At 72.8% G+C, this 18,043-nt stretch carries 17 protein-coding genes; 11 read left to right on the top strand and 6 right to left on the bottom strand.

Going from position 1 to position 18,043, the window contains the following annotated elements; genetic code table 11:
* Positions 1-22 precede the first annotated feature (22 nt).
* From P3T34_RS35595 to P3T34_RS35585, 3 genes are all read right to left on the bottom strand, one after another.
* Entirely contained in the window at positions 23-865 is an 843-nt protein-coding gene (locus tag P3T34_RS35595) for an S-methyl-5'-thioadenosine phosphorylase (protein WP_280670336.1), read from the bottom strand.
* Between the two features lie 131 nt (positions 866-996).
* Positions 997-1,539: a DUF4383 domain-containing protein gene (locus P3T34_RS35590; RefSeq protein ID WP_280670334.1), complete on the bottom strand. Its 543-nt coding sequence runs from the start codon at positions 1,537-1,539 to the stop codon at positions 997-999.
* 53 nt (positions 1,540-1,592) lie between these two features.
* Complete coding sequence (locus P3T34_RS35585) at positions 1,593-1,979, bottom strand: hypothetical protein (protein WP_280670333.1); 387 nt, start codon at positions 1,977-1,979, stop codon at positions 1,593-1,595.
* Positions 1,980-2,234: 255 nt separating this feature from the next.
* Between P3T34_RS35585 and asnB the strand changes: the two genes are divergently transcribed.
* Complete coding sequence (gene asnB, locus P3T34_RS35580; protein ID WP_280670331.1) at positions 2,235-4,085, top strand: asparagine synthase (glutamine-hydrolyzing); 1,851 nt, start codon at positions 2,235-2,237, stop codon at positions 4,083-4,085.
* A 54-nt stretch (positions 4,086-4,139) separates the two neighbouring features.
* On the opposite strand, the gene P3T34_RS35575 is transcribed toward asnB, so the two are convergent.
* A complete protein-coding gene (locus P3T34_RS35575) occupies positions 4,140-4,322 on the bottom strand; it encodes a hypothetical protein (RefSeq protein ID WP_280670329.1) in 183 nt (60 codons plus the stop codon).
* A 170-nt stretch (positions 4,323-4,492) separates the two neighbouring features.
* Between P3T34_RS35575 and P3T34_RS35570 the strand changes: the two genes are divergently transcribed.
* Complete coding sequence (locus P3T34_RS35570; RefSeq protein WP_280670327.1) at positions 4,493-4,954, top strand: RDD family protein; 462 nt, start codon at positions 4,493-4,495, stop codon at positions 4,952-4,954.
* A gap of 259 nt (positions 4,955-5,213) precedes the next feature.
* On the opposite strand, the gene P3T34_RS35565 is transcribed toward P3T34_RS35570, so the two are convergent.
* Positions 5,214-6,008: an AfsR/SARP family transcriptional regulator gene (locus P3T34_RS35565; protein WP_280670325.1), complete on the bottom strand. Its 795-nt coding sequence runs from the start codon at positions 6,006-6,008 to the stop codon at positions 5,214-5,216.
* A 76-nt stretch (positions 6,009-6,084) separates the two neighbouring features.
* Between P3T34_RS35565 and P3T34_RS35560 the strand changes: the two genes are divergently transcribed.
* Together P3T34_RS35560 and P3T34_RS35555 are read left to right on the top strand one after the other, a co-directional pair.
* Positions 6,085-7,470, top strand: a complete 1,386-nt coding sequence (locus tag P3T34_RS35560) for an FAD/NAD(P)-binding protein (protein WP_280670323.1) — start codon at positions 6,085-6,087, stop codon at positions 7,468-7,470.
* A gap of 150 nt (positions 7,471-7,620) precedes the next feature.
* Positions 7,621-8,496 (top strand): alkaline phosphatase family protein, encoded by an 876-nt coding sequence (locus tag P3T34_RS35555; RefSeq protein ID WP_348534733.1) that lies wholly within the window; start codon positions 7,621-7,623, stop codon positions 8,494-8,496.
* Between the two features lie 18 nt (positions 8,497-8,514).
* Here P3T34_RS35555 and P3T34_RS35550 read toward each other — a convergent pair whose 3' ends face one another.
* Positions 8,515-9,048 (bottom strand): GNAT family N-acetyltransferase, encoded by a 534-nt coding sequence (locus P3T34_RS35550; protein ID WP_280670321.1) that lies wholly within the window; start codon positions 9,046-9,048, stop codon positions 8,515-8,517.
* Positions 9,049-9,203: 155 nt separating this feature from the next.
* Here P3T34_RS35550 and P3T34_RS35545 point away from each other — a divergent pair, with 155 nt between their 5' ends.
* From P3T34_RS35545 to P3T34_RS35515, 7 genes are all read left to right on the top strand, one after another.
* On the top strand, positions 9,204-10,289 hold the full coding sequence (locus tag P3T34_RS35545; protein ID WP_280670319.1) for a hypothetical protein: 1,086 nt from the start codon (positions 9,204-9,206) through the stop codon (positions 10,287-10,289).
* Positions 10,290-10,322: 33 nt separating this feature from the next.
* On the top strand, positions 10,323-11,750 hold the full coding sequence (locus tag P3T34_RS35540) for a pyridoxal-dependent decarboxylase (protein WP_280670317.1): 1,428 nt from the start codon (positions 10,323-10,325) through the stop codon (positions 11,748-11,750).
* An 83-nt stretch (positions 11,751-11,833) separates the two neighbouring features.
* Positions 11,834-13,210, top strand: coding sequence for a GNAT family N-acetyltransferase (locus P3T34_RS35535; RefSeq protein WP_280670315.1), 1,377 nt, complete (start codon positions 11,834-11,836; stop codon positions 13,208-13,210).
* Between the two features lie 135 nt (positions 13,211-13,345).
* Positions 13,346-14,614 (top strand): MurT ligase domain-containing protein, encoded by a 1,269-nt coding sequence (locus P3T34_RS35530; protein WP_280670313.1) that lies wholly within the window; start codon positions 13,346-13,348, stop codon positions 14,612-14,614.
* Between the two features lie 62 nt (positions 14,615-14,676).
* On the top strand, positions 14,677-15,417 hold the full coding sequence (locus P3T34_RS35525) for a glutamine amidotransferase (RefSeq protein WP_280670311.1): 741 nt from the start codon (positions 14,677-14,679) through the stop codon (positions 15,415-15,417).
* A 317-nt stretch (positions 15,418-15,734) separates the two neighbouring features.
* Entirely contained in the window at positions 15,735-16,760 is a 1,026-nt protein-coding gene (locus tag P3T34_RS35520) for a 6-phosphofructokinase (RefSeq protein ID WP_280670309.1), read from the top strand.
* A gap of 301 nt (positions 16,761-17,061) precedes the next feature.
* Positions 17,062-18,024 (top strand): cytochrome c oxidase assembly protein, encoded by a 963-nt coding sequence (locus P3T34_RS35515; RefSeq protein WP_280672587.1) that lies wholly within the window; start codon positions 17,062-17,064, stop codon positions 18,022-18,024.
* Positions 18,025-18,043: the final 19 nt, after the last annotated feature.

The following is an 18,043-nucleotide window of genomic DNA, read 5'->3' as shown; positions in this document are numbered from 1 at the left end:
GACGGACGACGGACGACGGAGCTCAGACGGACGGGAAACCCGGGAGGCCGGTGCTCAGCCCGTCCAACGCGTGCGAGCAGACGCAGTCACGGACCGTCGGCAGGTTCTCGACAGCCCGGAAGAGCACCGTGCGCAGCCGGTCCACGCTGCCGGCGAAGACCTCCAGCACCTCGGCATGGGTCACCCCCTCCCCCGACTCGACGCCGGCGTCCAGGTCGGTGACCAGCGCCAGCGAGCTGTAGCAGAGCCCCAACTCCCGGGCCAGCACGGCCTCCGGGTGGCCGGTCATGCCGACCACCGACCAGCCGCTGGCGGCGAACCAGCGCGACTCGGCGCGGGTCGAGAAGCGCGGGCCCTCGATCACCACCAGCGTCCCGCCGTCCACCGGCTCCCAGGCCAGCGCTCGGGCCGCCGCCAGCGCGGCGGCCCGGCCGTCGGGGCAGTACGGATCGGCGAGCGAGACGTGCACGACGGCGGGGACACTGCCATCGGGCAGCGGCAGCCCGTCGTAGTAGGTCTGCGACCGCCCCGAGGTGCGGTCCACGAACTGGTCGGGGACCAGCAGCGTGCCCGGCCCGTACTCGGCGCGCAGGCCGCCCACCGCGCAGGGTGCGATCACCTGGCGCACGCCCAGCGCGTGCAGCGCCCAGAGGTTGGCCCGGTAGTTGATCCGGTGCGGCGGGATGCCGTGCCCGCGCCCGTGCCGGGGGACGAACGCCACCGACCGCCCGGCGATGGCACCGACGAAGAGCGAGTCGCTGGGCGGGCCGTAGGGCGTGCCGACGGTGATCTCGGTGACGTCGTCCAGCAGGGCGTAGAGGCCGGAGCCTCCGATCACCCCGATCTCCGCGGTGGCGGCGGTCATGGCGGAACCCTTCGCTCGGTGCCGGTGGGGAGCGCAAGTCACGCTCCCCACCGGCACCTTACGAGGGCTCGGGCACTGCGTCGGGCACATCGCCCCTTACGGAACACGAACGGTACGGACGGTACGAACGGTCAGTGGTGCACGGTCGGCTTCAGCGCCTGCTTGAACGCCGGTACGTGCCAGCGGCCCTGGATGGCGATGTCCTCCTCGTTCTCCCCGGAGTGCCGCTGCTGCCAGTACGGGTTCTCGTGCGGCAGGTGGCCGCTGACTCTGCCGTACATCCCGAAGGTGGCGAGCACCAGCCCGAAGGCGAAGCTGAACAGCACGTTGGCCATCCGGAAGGCCAGGTGGTTCCAGGAGCTGTCGAGTGCGCACAGGCCCACGAAACCGGCCACGAAGAAGATCATACCGACGCTCATGTTGATCCAGGAGGCGATATTGCCGCCGATCACCGCGCCGATCATCAGAATGGCGCCGAAGACGATGGACAGCACGCCCAGCGCGCCGTTGCTGGAGAGACCGGCGATGTTCTTGCCGGTGACGGCCAGATAGCCGGGCTGGCCGGCCACGCCGAAGCAGCCCCAGATCAGCAGAAGCAGTCCGCCCAGGCCGGCGCCGAACCGGTAGACCTGCGCCAGGCGGTGGTCGATGGGGAGTTCGTTCTGGAGTTTCATTGCGGCCTCCACCAAGCGGTCCCAGAGTTCACGGACGACCGGTCGTCTCCACGCTACGCCTGTCGGCGCTCCTTCGAACGGTTGGCGACCGCGAGCGCCCAGAGCACCAGCGGCACCTGCAGCGGCAACCGGGCGAAGGCGAGGCGCTTGGCGAGCGGGCCGCGGTCGCGCCAGTCCAGCGCCATCTTGACGTTGGCGGGGAAGACGGCCGCGAAGAAGCCCGCGCTGGCCAGGCCGCCGACCCGCCGGGTGGCGGGCACCGCCACCGTGGCGGCGAGCGCGAGCTCGGCCACCCCGCTGGCCTGGGTCCAGACCCGCGCGCCGCCCGGCAGCCACTCGGGGACGATCGCGTCGAACTGCCTCGGCTTGCGGAAGTGCGCGGCACCGGCCGCGCCGAGCAGGGCGGCCAGCACGTACGGGGAGAGGCGGCGGAGCGACAAGGAGGACCTGCTTCCGGTCGGAACGAGACTGGTGTGAACGAGGTGGCTGGAGACAGATTACCGGCCGGTAGCAACCTGCGGAATGTTCGAGCGAGCGCGAATTGACAGAACCTCATGCACAGTTCGAACGCGAGGCGTAGCGTGACCCTCTGCACACGGATCGAAGCAGCGGACGACCCTGCTCCACTCGAACCCGCAGGGCTGCCGCTGCCGCCCGCCCCGATCGGGGCGGCCTACCAAGGGAGTCTGCAAGAGATGTGCGGGATCACCGGCTGGGTGGCGTTCGACCACGACCTGACGACCCAGCAGCAGACGCTGGACGCGATGACCACGACCATGATCTGCCGCGGCCCCGACGCGGGCGGCGTGCACCTGACCCCGCGTGCGGCGTTCGGCCACCGACGGCTCGCGGTGATCGACGTCGAGGGCGGCGTGCAGCCGATGACCGTCGAGGAGGACGGCCGGCTGCTGGCCTCACTCACCTACAGCGGCGAGGTCTACAACCACCTGGAGCTGAAGGCCGAGCTGGAGAGCCACGGGCACCGATTCCGGACCCGCAGCGACACCGAGGTGGTGCTGCGCGCCTACCTCCAGTGGGGCAGCGGCTTTGTCGAGCGGCTGAACGGCATGTTCGCCTTCGCCATCTGGGACAACCGCAGCGAGGAGCTGCTGCTGGTCCGGGACCGGATGGGCGTCAAGCCGCTGTACTACTACCCGACCGCTGATGGCGTGCTCTTCGGCTCCGAGCCCAAGGCGATCCTGGCCCACCCCACGGTCGACCCGGTGGTCGGCCTGGACGGGCTGCGCGAGCTGCTCTCGCTGGTCAAGACCCCCGGACACGCCGTCTACGAGGGCATGCGCGAGGTCCGCCCCGGGCACTTCGTGCGGGTGCGCCGCCAGGGCCTGACCGTCCACCGCTACTGGGCCCTGGAGGCCCAGGAGCACACCGACGACCTGGACACCACCATCGGCACGGTCCGCGGCCTGCTCGACGACATCGTGACCCGCCAGCTGATATCCGACGTTCCGCTCTGCTCGCTGCTCTCCGGCGGCCTGGACTCCAGCGCGATCACCGCGCTGGCTGCCCGCGGCCTGGCGGCCGGCGGCGCCGGGCCGGTGCGCTCGTTCTCGGTCGACTTCCTCGGACAGACCGAGAACTTCAAGCCCGACGCGCTGCGGGCCACGCACGACGGCCCGTTCGCCCACCTGCTGGCCCGGCACGTCGGCGCCGACCACAGCGACATCGTGCTCGACGCGGCAGCGCTGGCCGACCCCGGCAACCGCAAGGCCGTGCTGCAGGCCCGCGACCTGCCGTCCGGCTTCGGCGACATGGACACCTCGCTCTTCCTGCTGTTCCGCGAGATCCGCCGGCACTCGACGGTCGCGCTCTCCGGCGAGTCGGCGGACGAGGTGTTCGGCGGCTACCCGTGGTTCCACCAGCCGGCCGCCGTGGCCGCCGACACCTTCCCCTGGCGCGCCGCGGCCGAGCAACTGGCCGGCCCGGGCGTGGCACCGCGCGAGGGCCTGCTGGACCCGGACCTGCTGGCCCGCCTCGACCTGGCCGGCTACGTCGCGGACAGCTACCGCACCGCGCTCGCCGAGGTGCCGCACCTGCCCGCCGCCGACCCGCACGAGCGTCGGATGCGGGAGATCTGCTATCTGCACCTGACCCGCTTCGTGAACCTGCTGCTGGACCGCAAGGACCGGATGAGCATGGCCAGCGGCCTGGAGGTGCGGGTGCCGTTCTGCGACCACCGGCTGGTCCAGTACGTCTTCAACACGCCGTGGGCGATGAAGACCTTCGACGGCCGGGAGAAGAGCCTGCTGCGCGCGGCCACCCGGGACGTGCTGCCGACCGAGATCGTGGAGCGGGTCAAGAGCCCCTACCCGAGCACCCAGGACCCGGGCTACCCGCTCGCCCTGCACACCGAGCTGACGGCGCTGGCCTCCGACCTCAAGGCACCGGCGCAGGGGCTGCTCGACCAGGCCGCGCTCTCCGCCGCCATCGCCCCCGGCAGCGACCCGCAGGCGGCGCGCGCCGGCGCCGAGGTGGTGCTCGGTCTGGACGGCTGGCTGCGCGAGTACCCGATCTCGCTGCGGGTCTGACGCAGCGGTCCGGCCGCCCCGCACCCCGGGGCGGCCGGACCTCCCAGAACGGTCTTAGCGGTACTCGTCCTCGTCGACCGGGACCTCCCGGCTCTGCTCGACCGCGTCGCCCTCGTCCGCCGCGGCGTCCAACGGGAGCTCGCTGAGCGGGGGCACCGCCTGCGAGGCCGGCAGATCGGCCTCGGGATCCTCCGGGTCCAGCGACTCGACAGCGAACTCCGTGGCGTTGTCGGACATGACCTCACCCCTCACGGCTCGGGGACCTCGGCGGCCCCTGCTGTGCCCAACACTTACCCGACCAGACGCGCCCCACTCAGGACCCTCCCCCGCACGTCGGCGTGTTGCCGCCGACGGCCACTCGGCGCACCAGCGCTTGCGCCGACGCGTACGGCGGCCACGCTGGAAGGATGGAACAGCGCGCACGCGAGGAGAGAGCGGCGAACTACGCCTACTGGTCGCTGCGGGTCATCTCCTTCCTGATCGACATGCTGGCCTGCTGGATGCCGAACATCGTGGCGGGCGTGGTCGACCCCGACAACACCGCGCTGCAGGTCGGCCTCCTCGCGGTCTCGATCGCGCTGCTCGCCTTCAACCGCTGGTACCTGGCCGGCCGGACCGGTCAGAGCTGGGGCAAGCGGCTGATGGAGACCCGGCTGGTCCGCCTGGACGGCGGCAGCGGCAGCGACGGCGAGATCGGCGTGCTGAGGTCCTTCCTGCGCGACCTCGCCCATCTGCTGGACACCCTGCCGTGCCTGCTCGGCTGGTTCTGGCCGCTCTGGGACACCCGGCGGCAGACTTTCGCCGACAAACTCGCGGGCACCGCGGTGGCCGACGAAGCCGAGAGCCCTGCGGCGATTCCGGCTCGCTGAGATCCGCCGAGCTCCGCTGAAATCCGCTTTCCGTACACGTTCTGCATATGGGCCGCATATCAGCAGGCAGCAGGCCTGTTGGGAAATCCTCGCGGGTTGACAGCGAGTTCCCCGGAGGGCTTTTCTCTAACTCGTCAACCCTTGTTCCGGGAATTCTCGACGAAGTGGGGTCAGCCTCGTGCCCGTGCCAATCCCCCTACCGTCGAACCCACCATCGAACCCACCATCGAACCCACCGTCGGACCCGCCGTCGGACCCCCTAGCGGTCGGCGCTCCTGAACGCCGCGAGCAGCGACTGCACGGCGACCTCGCTCCGGTTGAGCACCGCCGACTGCAGCGAGGCCATCGTGCGCGAGGGCTCCACACCCAGATCGGCGCGCAGCAGCCGACGGAACTCCTGGTAGCAGGCCAGCGCCTCGGCCAGGTCGCCGCTGCGGTGGTGGGCTGCCATCAGCACCGCCCACGGCCGCTCGCGCAGCGGGTGATCGGCGATGATCGCGCGCGCCCGCAGTACGGCCTGCGTGCCAGGTCCGGCGTACAGGGCCGCCTCGGCGAGGTCCTCGCAGCAGTGCAGCCACAGGGAGTCGAACGCGCACAGGCGCCGGCGCAGCCGCGAAGAGCCCGCCGCGTCCGCGCCGGCCGGCCCGCGCCACAGCGCCAGCGCCTGGCCTAACACCCGCTCGCTGTCGGCGGAGTAGCCCTCGTCCAGCAGCCGGCGCCCGCCGCGCACCAACTCGGCGAAGCAGCGGTGGTCCACCTCGCAGTCAGGAGCATCGAGTTGGTAGCTGACGCCGAGCCGACCGGCACGCGGGCCGGAGACCACGCCGCGCCCCGCCACCAGCAGCTCCTTGCGCAACCGGCTCACGTACTGGCGCAGGTTGGCGTGGGCGGAGGGCGGCGGCTCGTCCCAGAGCAGCTCCACCAGGCGGGCCTGCGACATCCCGGCGCCGGGCTCCAGGCTCAGCGCCGTCAGCGCGCCCCGGACCATCACCGACGCCGGCGCCCGCTCCACTCCCCCGGCCTCGATGCACACCGGCCCGAGAATCCGGATCACCGCAGCCCCCTTTGATCTGTTCAGAACACGCGATTCTAGCGCTCGGCCGACCAAGCCCACTTGAGAGGTGTCCAAGATGACCCGCAGTCAGCAGGCCGACCAGGCCTACCAGGTGGCGGTGGTCGGCGCCGGCGCATCCGGGACGCTGGCAGCGGCTCGCCTGCTCCAGCACGCCCGTACCCGTCAACTGCGCCTGGACGTACGGCTGATCGACCCGGCCGAGGCCGGCCGAGGCGTCGCCTACGGGACGCAGGATCCGCGCCACCTGCTGAACGTACCGGCGTGCAAGATGAGCGCCTACGGCGAGGACCCGGGGCACTTCCTGCGCTGGGCGAGCACGCAGCAGGACACCGCGCCCGACCCCGGCGAGTTCCTGCCCCGGCGGCTCTACCACCGCTACCTGGTGGACGTCCTGGCGCGGGCGGCCGAGCCGGGCGCCGGCGTCCGGCTGCACCACCTGCGCGAGCGAGTGCTCGGCCTGAGCGCGCACCCCGACCGGGTCGCACTGCGGCTGCGCCCCAAGGCCGAGGAACCCGCCGCCGAGGAGCTGCACGCCGACGCCGTCGTCCTGGCGCTGGGCAACTTCCCTCCCACGCTGGGCTGGGCGCCGCCCGAGCTGCTCGAGTCGCCGCACTTCGTGGCCGACCCGTGGGCGCCCGGCGCGCTGTCGGCGGTCCCTGCGGACGCCGATGTGCTGCTGGTCGGCACCGGGCTGACCATGGTCGACGCCGCGCTCACCCTGGACCGCCCGGGCCGGGTGGTGTACGCGGTGTCCCGCAACGGCCTGCTCCCCGAGCCGCACGCGGCCGGCCTGCTGCCCGAGCTGGCCCCGCCGGTGCTCGACGAGTCGGCCGACCCGCGCGCCGCGGCACTCCGCCAGATCGCCACCAGCCGCCGCCTGCACGGGGACTGGCGCCCGGGCGTGGACAGCCTGCGGTCGGTCACCGCCGCGCTGTGGCAGCGGCTCGACCTGGCCGAGCGGGCCCGCTTCCTGGCCGAGGATCTGCGGCACTGGGAGGTTCACCGCCACCGGATCCCGCCGCGCACGGTGAGCGCCCTGGACAGCGCGCGGGCGGACGGGCGGCTGCGGATCGGCCGGGGCGAGGTGGCCCAGGTGGTCGAGACCGCTGCCGGCCTCAAGGTCCAACTCGTGGACGGCAGCATCCTGGAGGTCGGCGCGGTCATCAACTGCACCGGCTCGCAGGCCGACTTCCGCCGGTCGATCGACCCGCTGGTGGACGCCCTGATCGAGTCCGGCGCGGCCCGGCCAGGCCCGTGCGGCCTGGGCCTGGACACCACCGGGGCCGGCCTGCTGGTCCCCGGCTCCGGTTCGGCGCCGTCCCCGCTGTGGACGCTGGGCCCGCTGCGCCGCGGCAATCTGCTGGAGACCACCGCCATGCCGGAGATCCGCGACCAGGCCGACAGCCTGGCCGACGCGCTGCTGGCGGCGCTCGTGCGGTGACCATCGGGCGAACACTTGGTGCCTGACAGGCGAACAGTTCGATCGGCCGCCCCGGAATTCCCGGTTCAGGGCGACCCCGGCCGCCCTGAGCGCCACGTCTGCCCGGTTAGGGTGCCGACAGCTCCCGCACCCGACAGATCGGATCCCCTCGTGTCCAGCAGCTGGCCCGCCGGCCCCCGCCGTGTCCTGGTCGTCGGCATCGACGGCGTCCGTCTCGACCTCCTGCCGGAGCTGGACACCCCGCACCTGGACTCGGTCGCGGCCGCCGGCTTCCTGGCGCCCGTCGAGGTGGACGACGCCACGCCCACCATGTCCGGTCCCTGCTGGGCCACCATCGCCACCGGCGTGGGCGTGGCCAAGCACGGGGTCTTCGGCAACCACCTCGGCGGCAACCGGCTGAACGTCTTCCCCGACTTCACCACCCGGCTGGCCACCGTCCACCGCCGCCGCACCTTCGCGGTCGGCGGCTGGGAGCCGCTCTTCCTGGCCCGCCAGGGCGGCCCGCTGTTCGCCGCACCCGGCCGGCTCGCCTACATCGCCCCGCTGGAGGACACCCCCGAGGCCTGGGAGGTCTGCGACGAGCGGGTGACGGCCGAGGCTACGTTCATCCTGGGCGGCGACGACGATCCGCAGGCGTCCTTCGTCTACCTGGGCGCGGTGGACGAGACCGCGCACTTCCTGGGCTGCGGCGAGGAGTACCGGCAGTCGATCCGCACCGCCGACCAGCGGCTCGGCCGCCTGCTGGCCGCCGTCCGCGCCCGCCCGGGCTACGCCGAGGAGGAGTGGACGGTGATCGTGGTCACCGACCACGGCCACCTCGACCAGGGCGGCCACGGCGGGCGCAGCGAGTTGGAGCGCACGGCCTGGGTGGCCGCCTTCGGACCGGGCCTGGTCCCCGGCGCGCCGGTGGAGACGGTGCGCCACACCGACGTCGCCGCGCACGTGTACGCGGCGCTCGACATCGCCCCGGACCCGCACTGGACGCTGGACGGCCGCCCGTTCACCCCGGCGGCGAGCCTGGTCTGACCCGCGTCGCTCGAGACCTCAGAGCGGCTTGACCAGCGTCTCGAAGGCCAGGTCAGGCCGCTTGGGGATGCCGAACCGCTCCTCGCCGTAGGGGAACGGCGAGAGCACCCCGGTGCGCTGGTACCCCCGGCGCTCGTACCAGGCGATCAGCTCGGAGCGCTGGACGATCACCGTCATCTCCAGCAGCGCGGCCTGCCACTGCTCGCGGGCGTAGCGCTCCGCCTCGGCGAGCACGGCCCGGCCCAGGCCGCCGCCCTGGCTGTCGGGCCGCACCGAGAACATCCCGAAGTAGGCGCGCTCCCCGCGCCGCTCCAGCTGGCAGCAGGCCAGCAGTTCGCCGTCGCGCTCGGCCAGCAGCACCCGGCTGTCCTCGCGGGCGAGCAGCTCGGCGACCGCGGCCGCGTCGGTGCGCCGGCCGTCCAGCAGGTCCGCCTCGGTGGTCCAGCCGGCCTTGCTGGCCTCACCCCGGTAGGCGGACTCGACGAGCGCGACGAGCGCGGCCGTGTCGCTCCCGGTCGCGGGGCGGAAGGCCAGGACGGCGGCGGATTCCATGCGGTACTCCAAACGGACGGACGATTGCTCTCCCCCGCATGCTGCCACAGCCGGGACACGCCCCGGATGGCTCACAGGATGGCGGCTTTGCGGCACCCGCGAGCCAGGATGAGGGGATTTGTCCGTCCACTTCGAGCTCCAGGGGACTTGCCGCCATGCATCCGCGCGTCTTCGCGATCCTCACCGCGTTCCTGCTCGGGGCCCTGGGCCTCGGCGCGGTGGCCGTCACCGAGTGGGTCCCGCCGAAGCGCGGGGCCCCCGCCACCGGGGTCCTCGCCGCGGCGGCGGGCTCGGCCTCACCCACCGGGGACCCGGCGGTATGGACCCGCAGCACCCTGCGGAACAAGTTGATGGCCGAGATGACGGCCACCGACCCCGGGGTCGCGCTGGCCGACCTCGACCAGATCACCAAGAAGGACCCCTATACCGTCCGGTTCTGCCACCCGGTCGCGCACGAGCTGGGCCACGCCGCCGTCAAGCGCTACAACCGCGACTTCGCCAAGGTGATCTCCTTTCCGCACGACACCTGCGCGGAGGGCTACCTGCACGGCGCGGTCGAGGAGATGCTGGCCACCTCCAGCGACCCGGGCAGCGACCTGCTCAAGCTGTGCGCCCCTGAACTGCGGGGTCCGTGCGTGCACGGAGTAGGCCACGGCACGATGTTCGTCGCCAAGCAGGACGTGCCCACCGCGCGCACCCTGTGCAACAGCTTCGGCAACGACCACCTGCGGATCACCTGCTCCGAGGGCCTGTTCATGCAGCTCTTCGGCCCGGACGAGGAGGATGAGAAGGCCAAGGCGCAGCTGCCCGCCGACAAGCTCGCCGCGGAGCCGCTCTACCCCTGCCCGGAGCAGCCGGCGCTCTTCCAGTCCGCGTGCTACTTCTACGCCCCCACCTTCTTCCTCAGCAGCCACGACTACCCCGACCACCCGGAGGTGTACGCCCAGGCGCTGAAGTGGTGCCTGGCCGGCCAGGCCACCGGCGGCGCCAACGACTGCAGTCGCGGCGTCGGCTCGCGGACCATGAAGTACAACCTGGACCGCGAGGACTGGGTCGGCCAGCAGTGCGCCTCGGCCGCCGACGGCTGGCAGCGCAAGGCCTGCGCCGAGGGCATGGTCAGCTACTACACGGTCAACTACACCGACAGCGGCGCGGCCGCCCGGCTCTGCGGCAAGCTGACCAACACCGAGATCGCCCGCTACTGCCGCTCCGCCGCCGGGCTCTCCGCCTCCTTGGACTAAAACCGACCGGTCTCCGCCCGTACGATCATCCCCATGCCCGAGTCCTTCCGCGAAGCCGCCCACGCCACCGCCGACCTGGTCGCCGACTACCTCCAAGGGGTTCCCGGCAACCCGGTCTGGCAGCCGATGGACCCGGCGGCCCGGCAGGCCCTGCTGGACGCGCCGCTGCCCGCCGAGGGGCGCGCCCTGGCCGAGCTGCTCGAGGTGATCGGCGCGCAGGTGATGACGGCGCCGATGGGCAACGGGCACCCGCGGTTCTTCGGCTGGGTCAACTCGGCGCCGGCCCCCGCCGGGGTCCTGGCCACCCTGGCGGCGGCCGCGATCAACCCCAGCTCGGCGGGCGGCGACCACGCGGACGTCCACCTGGAACGGGCAGTGGTGCGCTGGATAGCCGAGCTGGTGGGGTTCCCGCACCCTCCCGGCGGCGGCCTGCTGACCTCGGGCACCTCGATGGCCACCATCGTCTGCCTGGCCGCCGCCCGCGGCCGGGCGGCGGCCCGTCTCGGCCACGACGTGCGGGCGGACGGCCTGGCGGGCCTGCCGCCGCTGGTCGGCTATGTCAGCGGCGAGACGCACTCCTGCGTGCGCAAAGCCGCCGAGCTGCTGGGCCTGGGCAGCCGGCAGCTGCGCACGGTGGCCACCGACGCCGAGGGCCGGCTGGACCCGGCCGCGCTGCGCGCGGCGGTGGCCGAGGACCGGGCGGCCGGGCGGCTGCCGTTCCTGGTGGTCGCCTCGGCCGGCACGGTGAACACCGGCGCGGTGGACCGCTTCGAGCCGATCGCCGACCTCTGCGCGGAGCAGGGCCTGTGGCTGCACGTCGACGGCGCGTACGGCGCCTTCGGCGTGCTCGACCCCGTCATCGCGCACCGCTACGCGGGCCTGGCGCGCGCCGACTCGCTCGCCCTGGACCCGCACAAGTGGCTCGGCGTGCCGGTGGACTGCGGCTGCGCGCTGGTGCGCGACGCCGAGGAGCTGCGGGCGACCTTCAGCCTGGTCCCCTCCTACCTGCGCGACGAGGAGGCCGGCGGGCTCGGCTGGTTCTCCGAGTACGGCACCGAGCAGACCCGCCCGTTCCGCTCGCTCAAGGTCTGGGCCACCATCGCGCACCGCGGCCGCAGCGGCATCGCCGCCGACATCGCGCACTGCACCCGCCTGGCCCGCCGGCTCGGCGAACTGGTCGAGGCCGACCCGGCGTTGGAGCTGCTGGCACCGGTGGAGACCTCCATCGTCGCCTTCCGGGCCCGCCCGGTGGGCCTGCCCGAGCCGGCCGTCGACGCGCTCAACCAGGCGCTGCCGCTTGCCGTCCAGCGGCGCGGTCGCAGCTTCGTCACCGGGACGGTGCTGGACGGGCGCGAGGCCGTCCGGGCCTGCCTGCTCAACGCCGCCACCACGGAGGCGGATCTGGCCGTCCTGCTGGCCGAGGTACGCTGCGCGGTCGATGAACTGACTACCCATCAGTAGCAGTTCGTACTACGCCGAAGACATTAACCGGCCGGTCACAAGGCATTCGTGATCGTGAAACACCCGCAGGGCATCGTGATGGCATGACTGAGCTTCCTGTGCCGCCCCAGCCCGACCAGCAGCCCTCGCGTGCCCGGCGCCGCAGCAGAGCGGACCGATGGCGGCACGACGCCGTCGAGCTCGCCGCGGTCTTCCTGGCCGTCGCCACCGCCGATCTGGTCGCCGACGTGGTGGTGCACGGCCACGACGGACCGGTGCTGCTGGTCTCCTCGGCCTTCGCCCTGATCGCCACGGCGGTGTTCCACTCCTGGTGGCAGCACCGCCATCCGCACGGGCCACCGGGCCCCGAGCCGACCGCACCGCCCGGCGGCTCGGCCCTGCCGCCCGCCGAGACCGTGCTCTGGCGGCTGCGGGCCACCGTCTCGGACGCACCGGGCAGCCTCGCCACGGTCTGCGCCGCGCTGGCCGAGCTGCGGGTGAGCATCATCTCGCTGCAGACCCACCCGCTGCCCGAGGCCACCGTGGACGAGTTCCTGCTGCGCGCGCCGCGCGAGCTGTCCCGCTCGGTGCTGGCCGGCGCGGTCGCCCGGGCCGGCGGACGGGAGATCTGGACCGACCCGGCCGACGCACACGACCTGGTCGACCTGCCGACCCATGTGCTGGCACTGGCCACCCGCACCGCGCTGGACGCCGCCGAACTGCCGGTCGCGCTGCGCCGGCTCTTCGGCCAGTGCGCGATCCGGCAGTTCCCGTCCCTCCCGGCGGACCAGGACGCGCCCAGCCTGGCGGGCCATCTGATGCGGCTACCGCTGCCGTCCGGCGGTCTCGTCGAGCTCTCCCGGCCGCATCTGCCGTTCACCCCCACCGAGTTCGCCCGGGCCAAGGCGCTGGTCGAGCTGGACGCGGTGCTCGGCCCGCGAGTCCCGCAGGTCGCCGCCCGGCTGAGCCTGCCGGCCGGCGCCGACCTCACCGTGCGCCGGGCCGACCCGGCCGACAAGGCCGAGGCGCTGGCCATGCACCGGCGCTGCTCCAGCGGCACGCTGCGCCGCCGCTACCACGGCCCGGTGGCCGACGCGGACCGCTACCTGGAGCACCTGCTCGACCCGCGGCACGGCCAGACCCTGGCCGTGCAGAGCGCCGACGGGCGGATCGTCGCGCTGGCCCACCTGATGTGGGACGACGACAGCGCCGAACTGGCCGTCCTGGTCGAGGACGACTGGCAGCGCCGGGGCCTGGGCCACGACCTGCTGCGCCGGATGGCGGCGCTGGCGGCCGAGGCGGGGGTGGCCACCGTCTACGCGGTCACCCAGGCCGCGAACACCGCGCTGATCGGCGCGATGCGCAAACTGCAGCTGCCGCTCGACTACCAGGTCGAGGACGGCACCCTCGTGATCACCGCCCACCTGGCGGGCGCCACCGAGCAGTTGCCCACCCCCTGGCCCGCCGTCCCGGGGCGCTGATCGGATCGCGTCACTGCGCAACAGGGGGCGTGGCTCGGCCTGCTCCGGACAAGCCGTTAGGCTGAGCCCGTCCCTGCCGCCCAGCGGCCCGACCAGGCCAAGGGGGGTCGTCAGCAACAGGAGGAACCCCTGAGCATGCCAGGCACCGGATCGGAGGCCGCAGCCCACGGCGCGCGCGACTCCTCACTGCCAGCCCGCGCCAAGCTCGCCGTCACCGCCGGCAAGGTGGCCGCGGCCGCCTCCCGGTCGGTCGGCCGCGGCAGCGGCTCGGTGATCGGCGGCAAGGTCGCCCTCAAGCTGGACCCCGACCTGCTCGCCAAGCTCGCCGACCACCTGGACGTCGTCCTGGTCAGCGCCACCAACGGCAAGACGACCACCACCCGGCTGATCGCCGAGGCGCTGCGCGCCGCGGGCCCGGTCGTCTCCAACGCGCTCGGCGCCAACATGCCGGCCGGCATCACCGCCGCGCTGGCGGGCGGCAGCGACGCCCGCTACGGCGTGATCGAGGTGGACGAGAAGTACCTGGCCGGCGTTGCCCGCGACACCAGCCCCAAGGCCATAGCGCTGCTCAACCTCTCGCGCGACCAGCTGGACCGGGCCGCCGAGACCCGGATGATGGCCGAGAAGTGGCGTGAGGGCCTGCAGAACACCGAGGCCGTGATCATCGCCAACGCGGACGACCCGCTGGTCACCTGGGCCGCGTCCTCCTGCCGCCGGGTGGTCTGGGTGGCCGCCGGGCAGGCCTGGAAGGAGGACGCCTGGTCGTGCCCGTCCTGCGGCGGCGTGATGCAGCGCCCCGGCGACGACTGGTACTGCCAGGAGTGCGGCTTCCGCCGCCCGCAGCCGCACTGGGCCCTGTCGGGCCAGCACGTGGTCGACCCGAACGGCGCCGCGTGGCCGATCCACCTGCAGCTGCCCGGCCGGGCCAACCTGGCCAACGCCACCAGCTCGGCCGCCGTGGCCGCGGTCTTCGGCGTCCCGCCGCAGGTCGCGCTGGAGCGCATGCAGTCGGTGGCCGCCGTGGCCGGCCGCTACGACGTGGTCTCCTACCAGGGCCGCGACGTGCGGCTGCTGCTGGCCAAGAACCCGGCCGGCTGGCTGGAGACCTTCTCGCTGATCGACGGTCCGCCGGCCCCGGTGATCCTGTCGGTCAACGCCATGGACGCCGACGGCACCGACACCTCCTGGCTCTGGGACGTCGACTACGAGCGGCTGGCCGGGCACCCGGTCTTCGTGATGGGCCAGCGCAAGCTGGACCTGGCGGTCCGTCTGGAGGTGGCCGGGCTCCAGTTCCACGTCGTGGAGTCGCTGAACGAGGCCGTCCGGATGGCACCGCCCGGCCGGATCGAGGCGATTGCCAACTACACCGCCTTCCAGCAGCTGCGCAAGGTGGTGGCGAACTGATGACGATGCCACCGCCGCACGGATACGAACCGCAGCAGCAGCACTACGGAAGGGCCTCACGGATGAGCGACAGCAGCCTGCGGCTGGTCTGGATCTACCCGGATCTGCTGAGCACCTACGGCGACCGCGGCAACGCGCTGGTCGTCGAGCGCCGGGCCCGCCAGCGCGGCCTGGCCGTCTCGCGGATCGACGTCCGCTCCGACCAGGCGGTGCCCACCAGCGGCGACATCTACCTGATCGGCGGCGGTGAGGACCGCCCGCAGCGGCTGGCCGCCGAGCGGCTGCGCCAGGACTCGGGTCTGGCCCGGGCCGTGGACAACGGCGCGATCGTCTTCTCGGTCTGCGCCGGCTACCAGATCCTCGGCCACGAGTTCATCAACGACCTCGGCCAGCGCGAGCCGGGCCTGGGCCTGCTCGACGTCTGGAGCACCCGCGGCGAGGGCGCCCGCAGCGTCGGCGACGTGCTCGCCGAGCCGGACCCGCGCCTGGGCCTGCCCACGCTGACCGGCTTCGAGAACCACCAGGGCGTCACGCACCTGGGCCAGGGCGTCTCCCCGCTGGCCTCCGTCACCCACGGCGGCCCGCACGGCGGCGGCAACGGCGACGGCAGCGGGACGGAGGGCGCCTGGCGGGACACCGTCTTCGGCACCTACCTGCACGGCCCGGTGCTGGCCCGCAACCCCGCGGTCGCCGACCTGCTGATCAAGCTGGCGCTGGACGTGAACGCGCTCCCGCCGGCCGACACCACCTGGTACGACGCGCTGCGTGCCGAGCGGATCGCGTCCATCGGCCAGCCGTCCTGACACCCGCCTCCACCCGCGCACGTCCTGGCTCCGACCGCCCTTGTCCAGCATCTGGCGGCCGGAACCAGGACGCAGCGAAAGTAAGAGAATAAGAACCGACCGGCTGCAACACCCTCCTCGGCATCCGGCCGCACACCGCGTGGGAGCGTCGACGACGCCGCCCCCTCGCCTGCTCCCACCTGGCCGGAGGCGGGGGTCGCTATGATCAGCTTCGGGCAGGAATGTCCGATCTGAGCCTTCGCCACCTCGGCGCGACCAGGGGTGGCTGCGAGGCGGTAGTCCGGCCGTCCGGTCCTTTTCGGGAGTTGCGAACAACGATGCGTATTGGTGTGCTGACCAGCGGCGGCGACTGCCCCGGCCTGAACGCCGTGATCCGCTCCGTGGTCCACCGGGGGGTGGTCGACCACGGCGACGAGATCATCGGGTTCCAGGACGGCTGGCGAGGCCTCCTCGAAGGCGTCCACCGTCCGCTGACCCTCGACTCGGTCAGCGGCATCCTGGCCCAGGGCGGCACGATCCTGGGGTCCTCCCGGGTCCAGCCCAGCCACCTGCGGGACGGCGTGGAGCGGGCCAAGAAGTACTGCGACGACCTCGGCATCGACGCGGTCATCCCGATCGGCGGCGAGGGCACCCTCAAGGCCGCCAAGCTGATGAGCGACGGCGGCCTGCCGGTGGTCGGGGTCCCCAAGACCATCGACAACGACATCGCCTGCACCGACGTCACCTTCGGCTTCGACACCGCCGTCTCGGTGGCCACCGAGGCGCTGGACCGGCTGAAGACCACCGCCGAGTCCCACCAGCGGGTCATGGTCGTCGAGTTGATGGGCCGGCACACCGGTTGGATCGCGCTGCACGCCGGTATGGCGGCGGGCGCACACGCCATCGTCGTGCCGGAGCGCCCGTTCCACATCGACAAGCTCACCGAGGTGGTCCGCGAGCGCTTCGACCGCAACAAGAAGTTCGCGATCGTGGTCTGCGCCGAGGGCGCCAAGCCCGAACCCGGCACCATGCACTGGGAGGAGGGCGTCCGGGACATCTACGGTCACGAGCGCTTCACCGGTGTCGCCAACCAGCTCTCCCGCGAGCTGGAGCACCGCCTGGGCAAGGAGGCCAAGCCGGTCATCCTCGGCCACACCCAGCGCGGCGGCACGCCGACCGCGTACGACCGGGTGCTCGCCACCCGGTTCGGCTGGCACGCCGTGGAGGCCGTCCACAAGGGCGCCTTCGGCCAGATCACGGCCCTGCAGGGCACCCAGATCAACCTGGTCCCGCTGGCCGAGGCGGTGGCCGACCTGAAGACCGTCCCGCCGGAGCGCTACGTCGAGGCCGAGATGGTCATCTGACAACCCGCCCGACCGCACGCGTCGGGGCCCGATCCTCGGCGAGGACCGGGCCCCGACGCGTATCCCCGGGTCCGCTCAGCGACCGCCGGCGGCGAGACGACGCCGCGGCCGAGCAGCTCACCCGCTCCCTGATCGCGTCCGCGTCAGCCCCCCAGAAGGAGGGGCGGGCGCAGCGGCCCTGACGGCCGCCCGTAGGGTGGGACCCGACGAAACTCGGACGAACCGGACCCTACGCGCGGCCCGGCCGTCCGTGAGCGCACGGAACACGGAAGCGGGGCTGCCGATGGACGGCATGACAGGGATGCACCAGCACGGCGGGGTCGGGCTCGGCCCGTTCTCGCTCTCCTCGGTGCTCACCTGGTCGCCCGACTGGCCGTTCCTGCTCGGCTGCCTGCTGGCGCTCGGGCTGTACGCCGCCGGCGTGGTCCGACTGCTGCGGCGCGGCGACGGCTGGCCGGTCGGGCGCGCGGTGGCCTGGACCGCCGGCGTGCTGACCATGGTGTTCGTGACCTGCTCCGGCCTGAACGACTACGGCATGGTGCTGTTCAGCGCGCACATGATGCAGCACATGGCACTCAGCATGCTGGTGCCGATCCTGCTGCTGCTCGGCGCGCCGATCACGCTGTCGCTGCGCGCGCTGCGCCCGGCGGGCAAGGGCCGGCCGCGCGGGCCGCGCGAGCTGCTGGTGGCGCTGCTGCACAGCCGCTACGTCAAGGTGATCTCGCACCCGGCCTTCACCATCCCACTCTTCATCGCCAGCCTCTACGGCCTCTACTTCACCCCGCTCTTCGACTTCCTGATGCAGTCGCGGCTCGGGCACATCGCGATGATGCTGCACTTCCTGGCGGCCGGGCTGCTCTTCTTCTGGCCGATCATGGGCGTCGACCCGGGCCCGCACCGCCCGGGGTACGTGATGCGGATCATCGAGCTGTTCATGGGGATGCCGTTCCACGCCTTCTTCGGGGTGGCGGTGATGATGGCGACCAGTCCGCTGGTGACCACCTTCACGGCGGCCGGTGCGCCGCCCGGCACCGACCTGATGGCGGACCAGAAGATGGCCGGCGGGATCACCTGGGCGTTCGGTGAGATCCCCACCGCGGTGGTGCTGATCGCGCTGGTCTTCCAGTGGGCCAAGTCCGAGGAGCGCACGGCACGGCGCGGCGACAGGGCCGCCGAGCGCGACGGCGACGCCGAGCTGAACGCCTACAACGCCTACCTCGCCTCCCTGGAGCAGCGCGGCAGCCGCGCGGCGGGCAGCAACTGAGCCTTCCCCGCTCCGGGTG

Source organism: Kitasatospora sp. MAP12-44 (assembly GCF_029892095.1).
GTDB lineage: Bacteria > Actinomycetota > Actinomycetes > Streptomycetales > Streptomycetaceae > Kitasatospora.
This window is presented reverse-complemented; position numbering and strand designations above follow the sequence as displayed.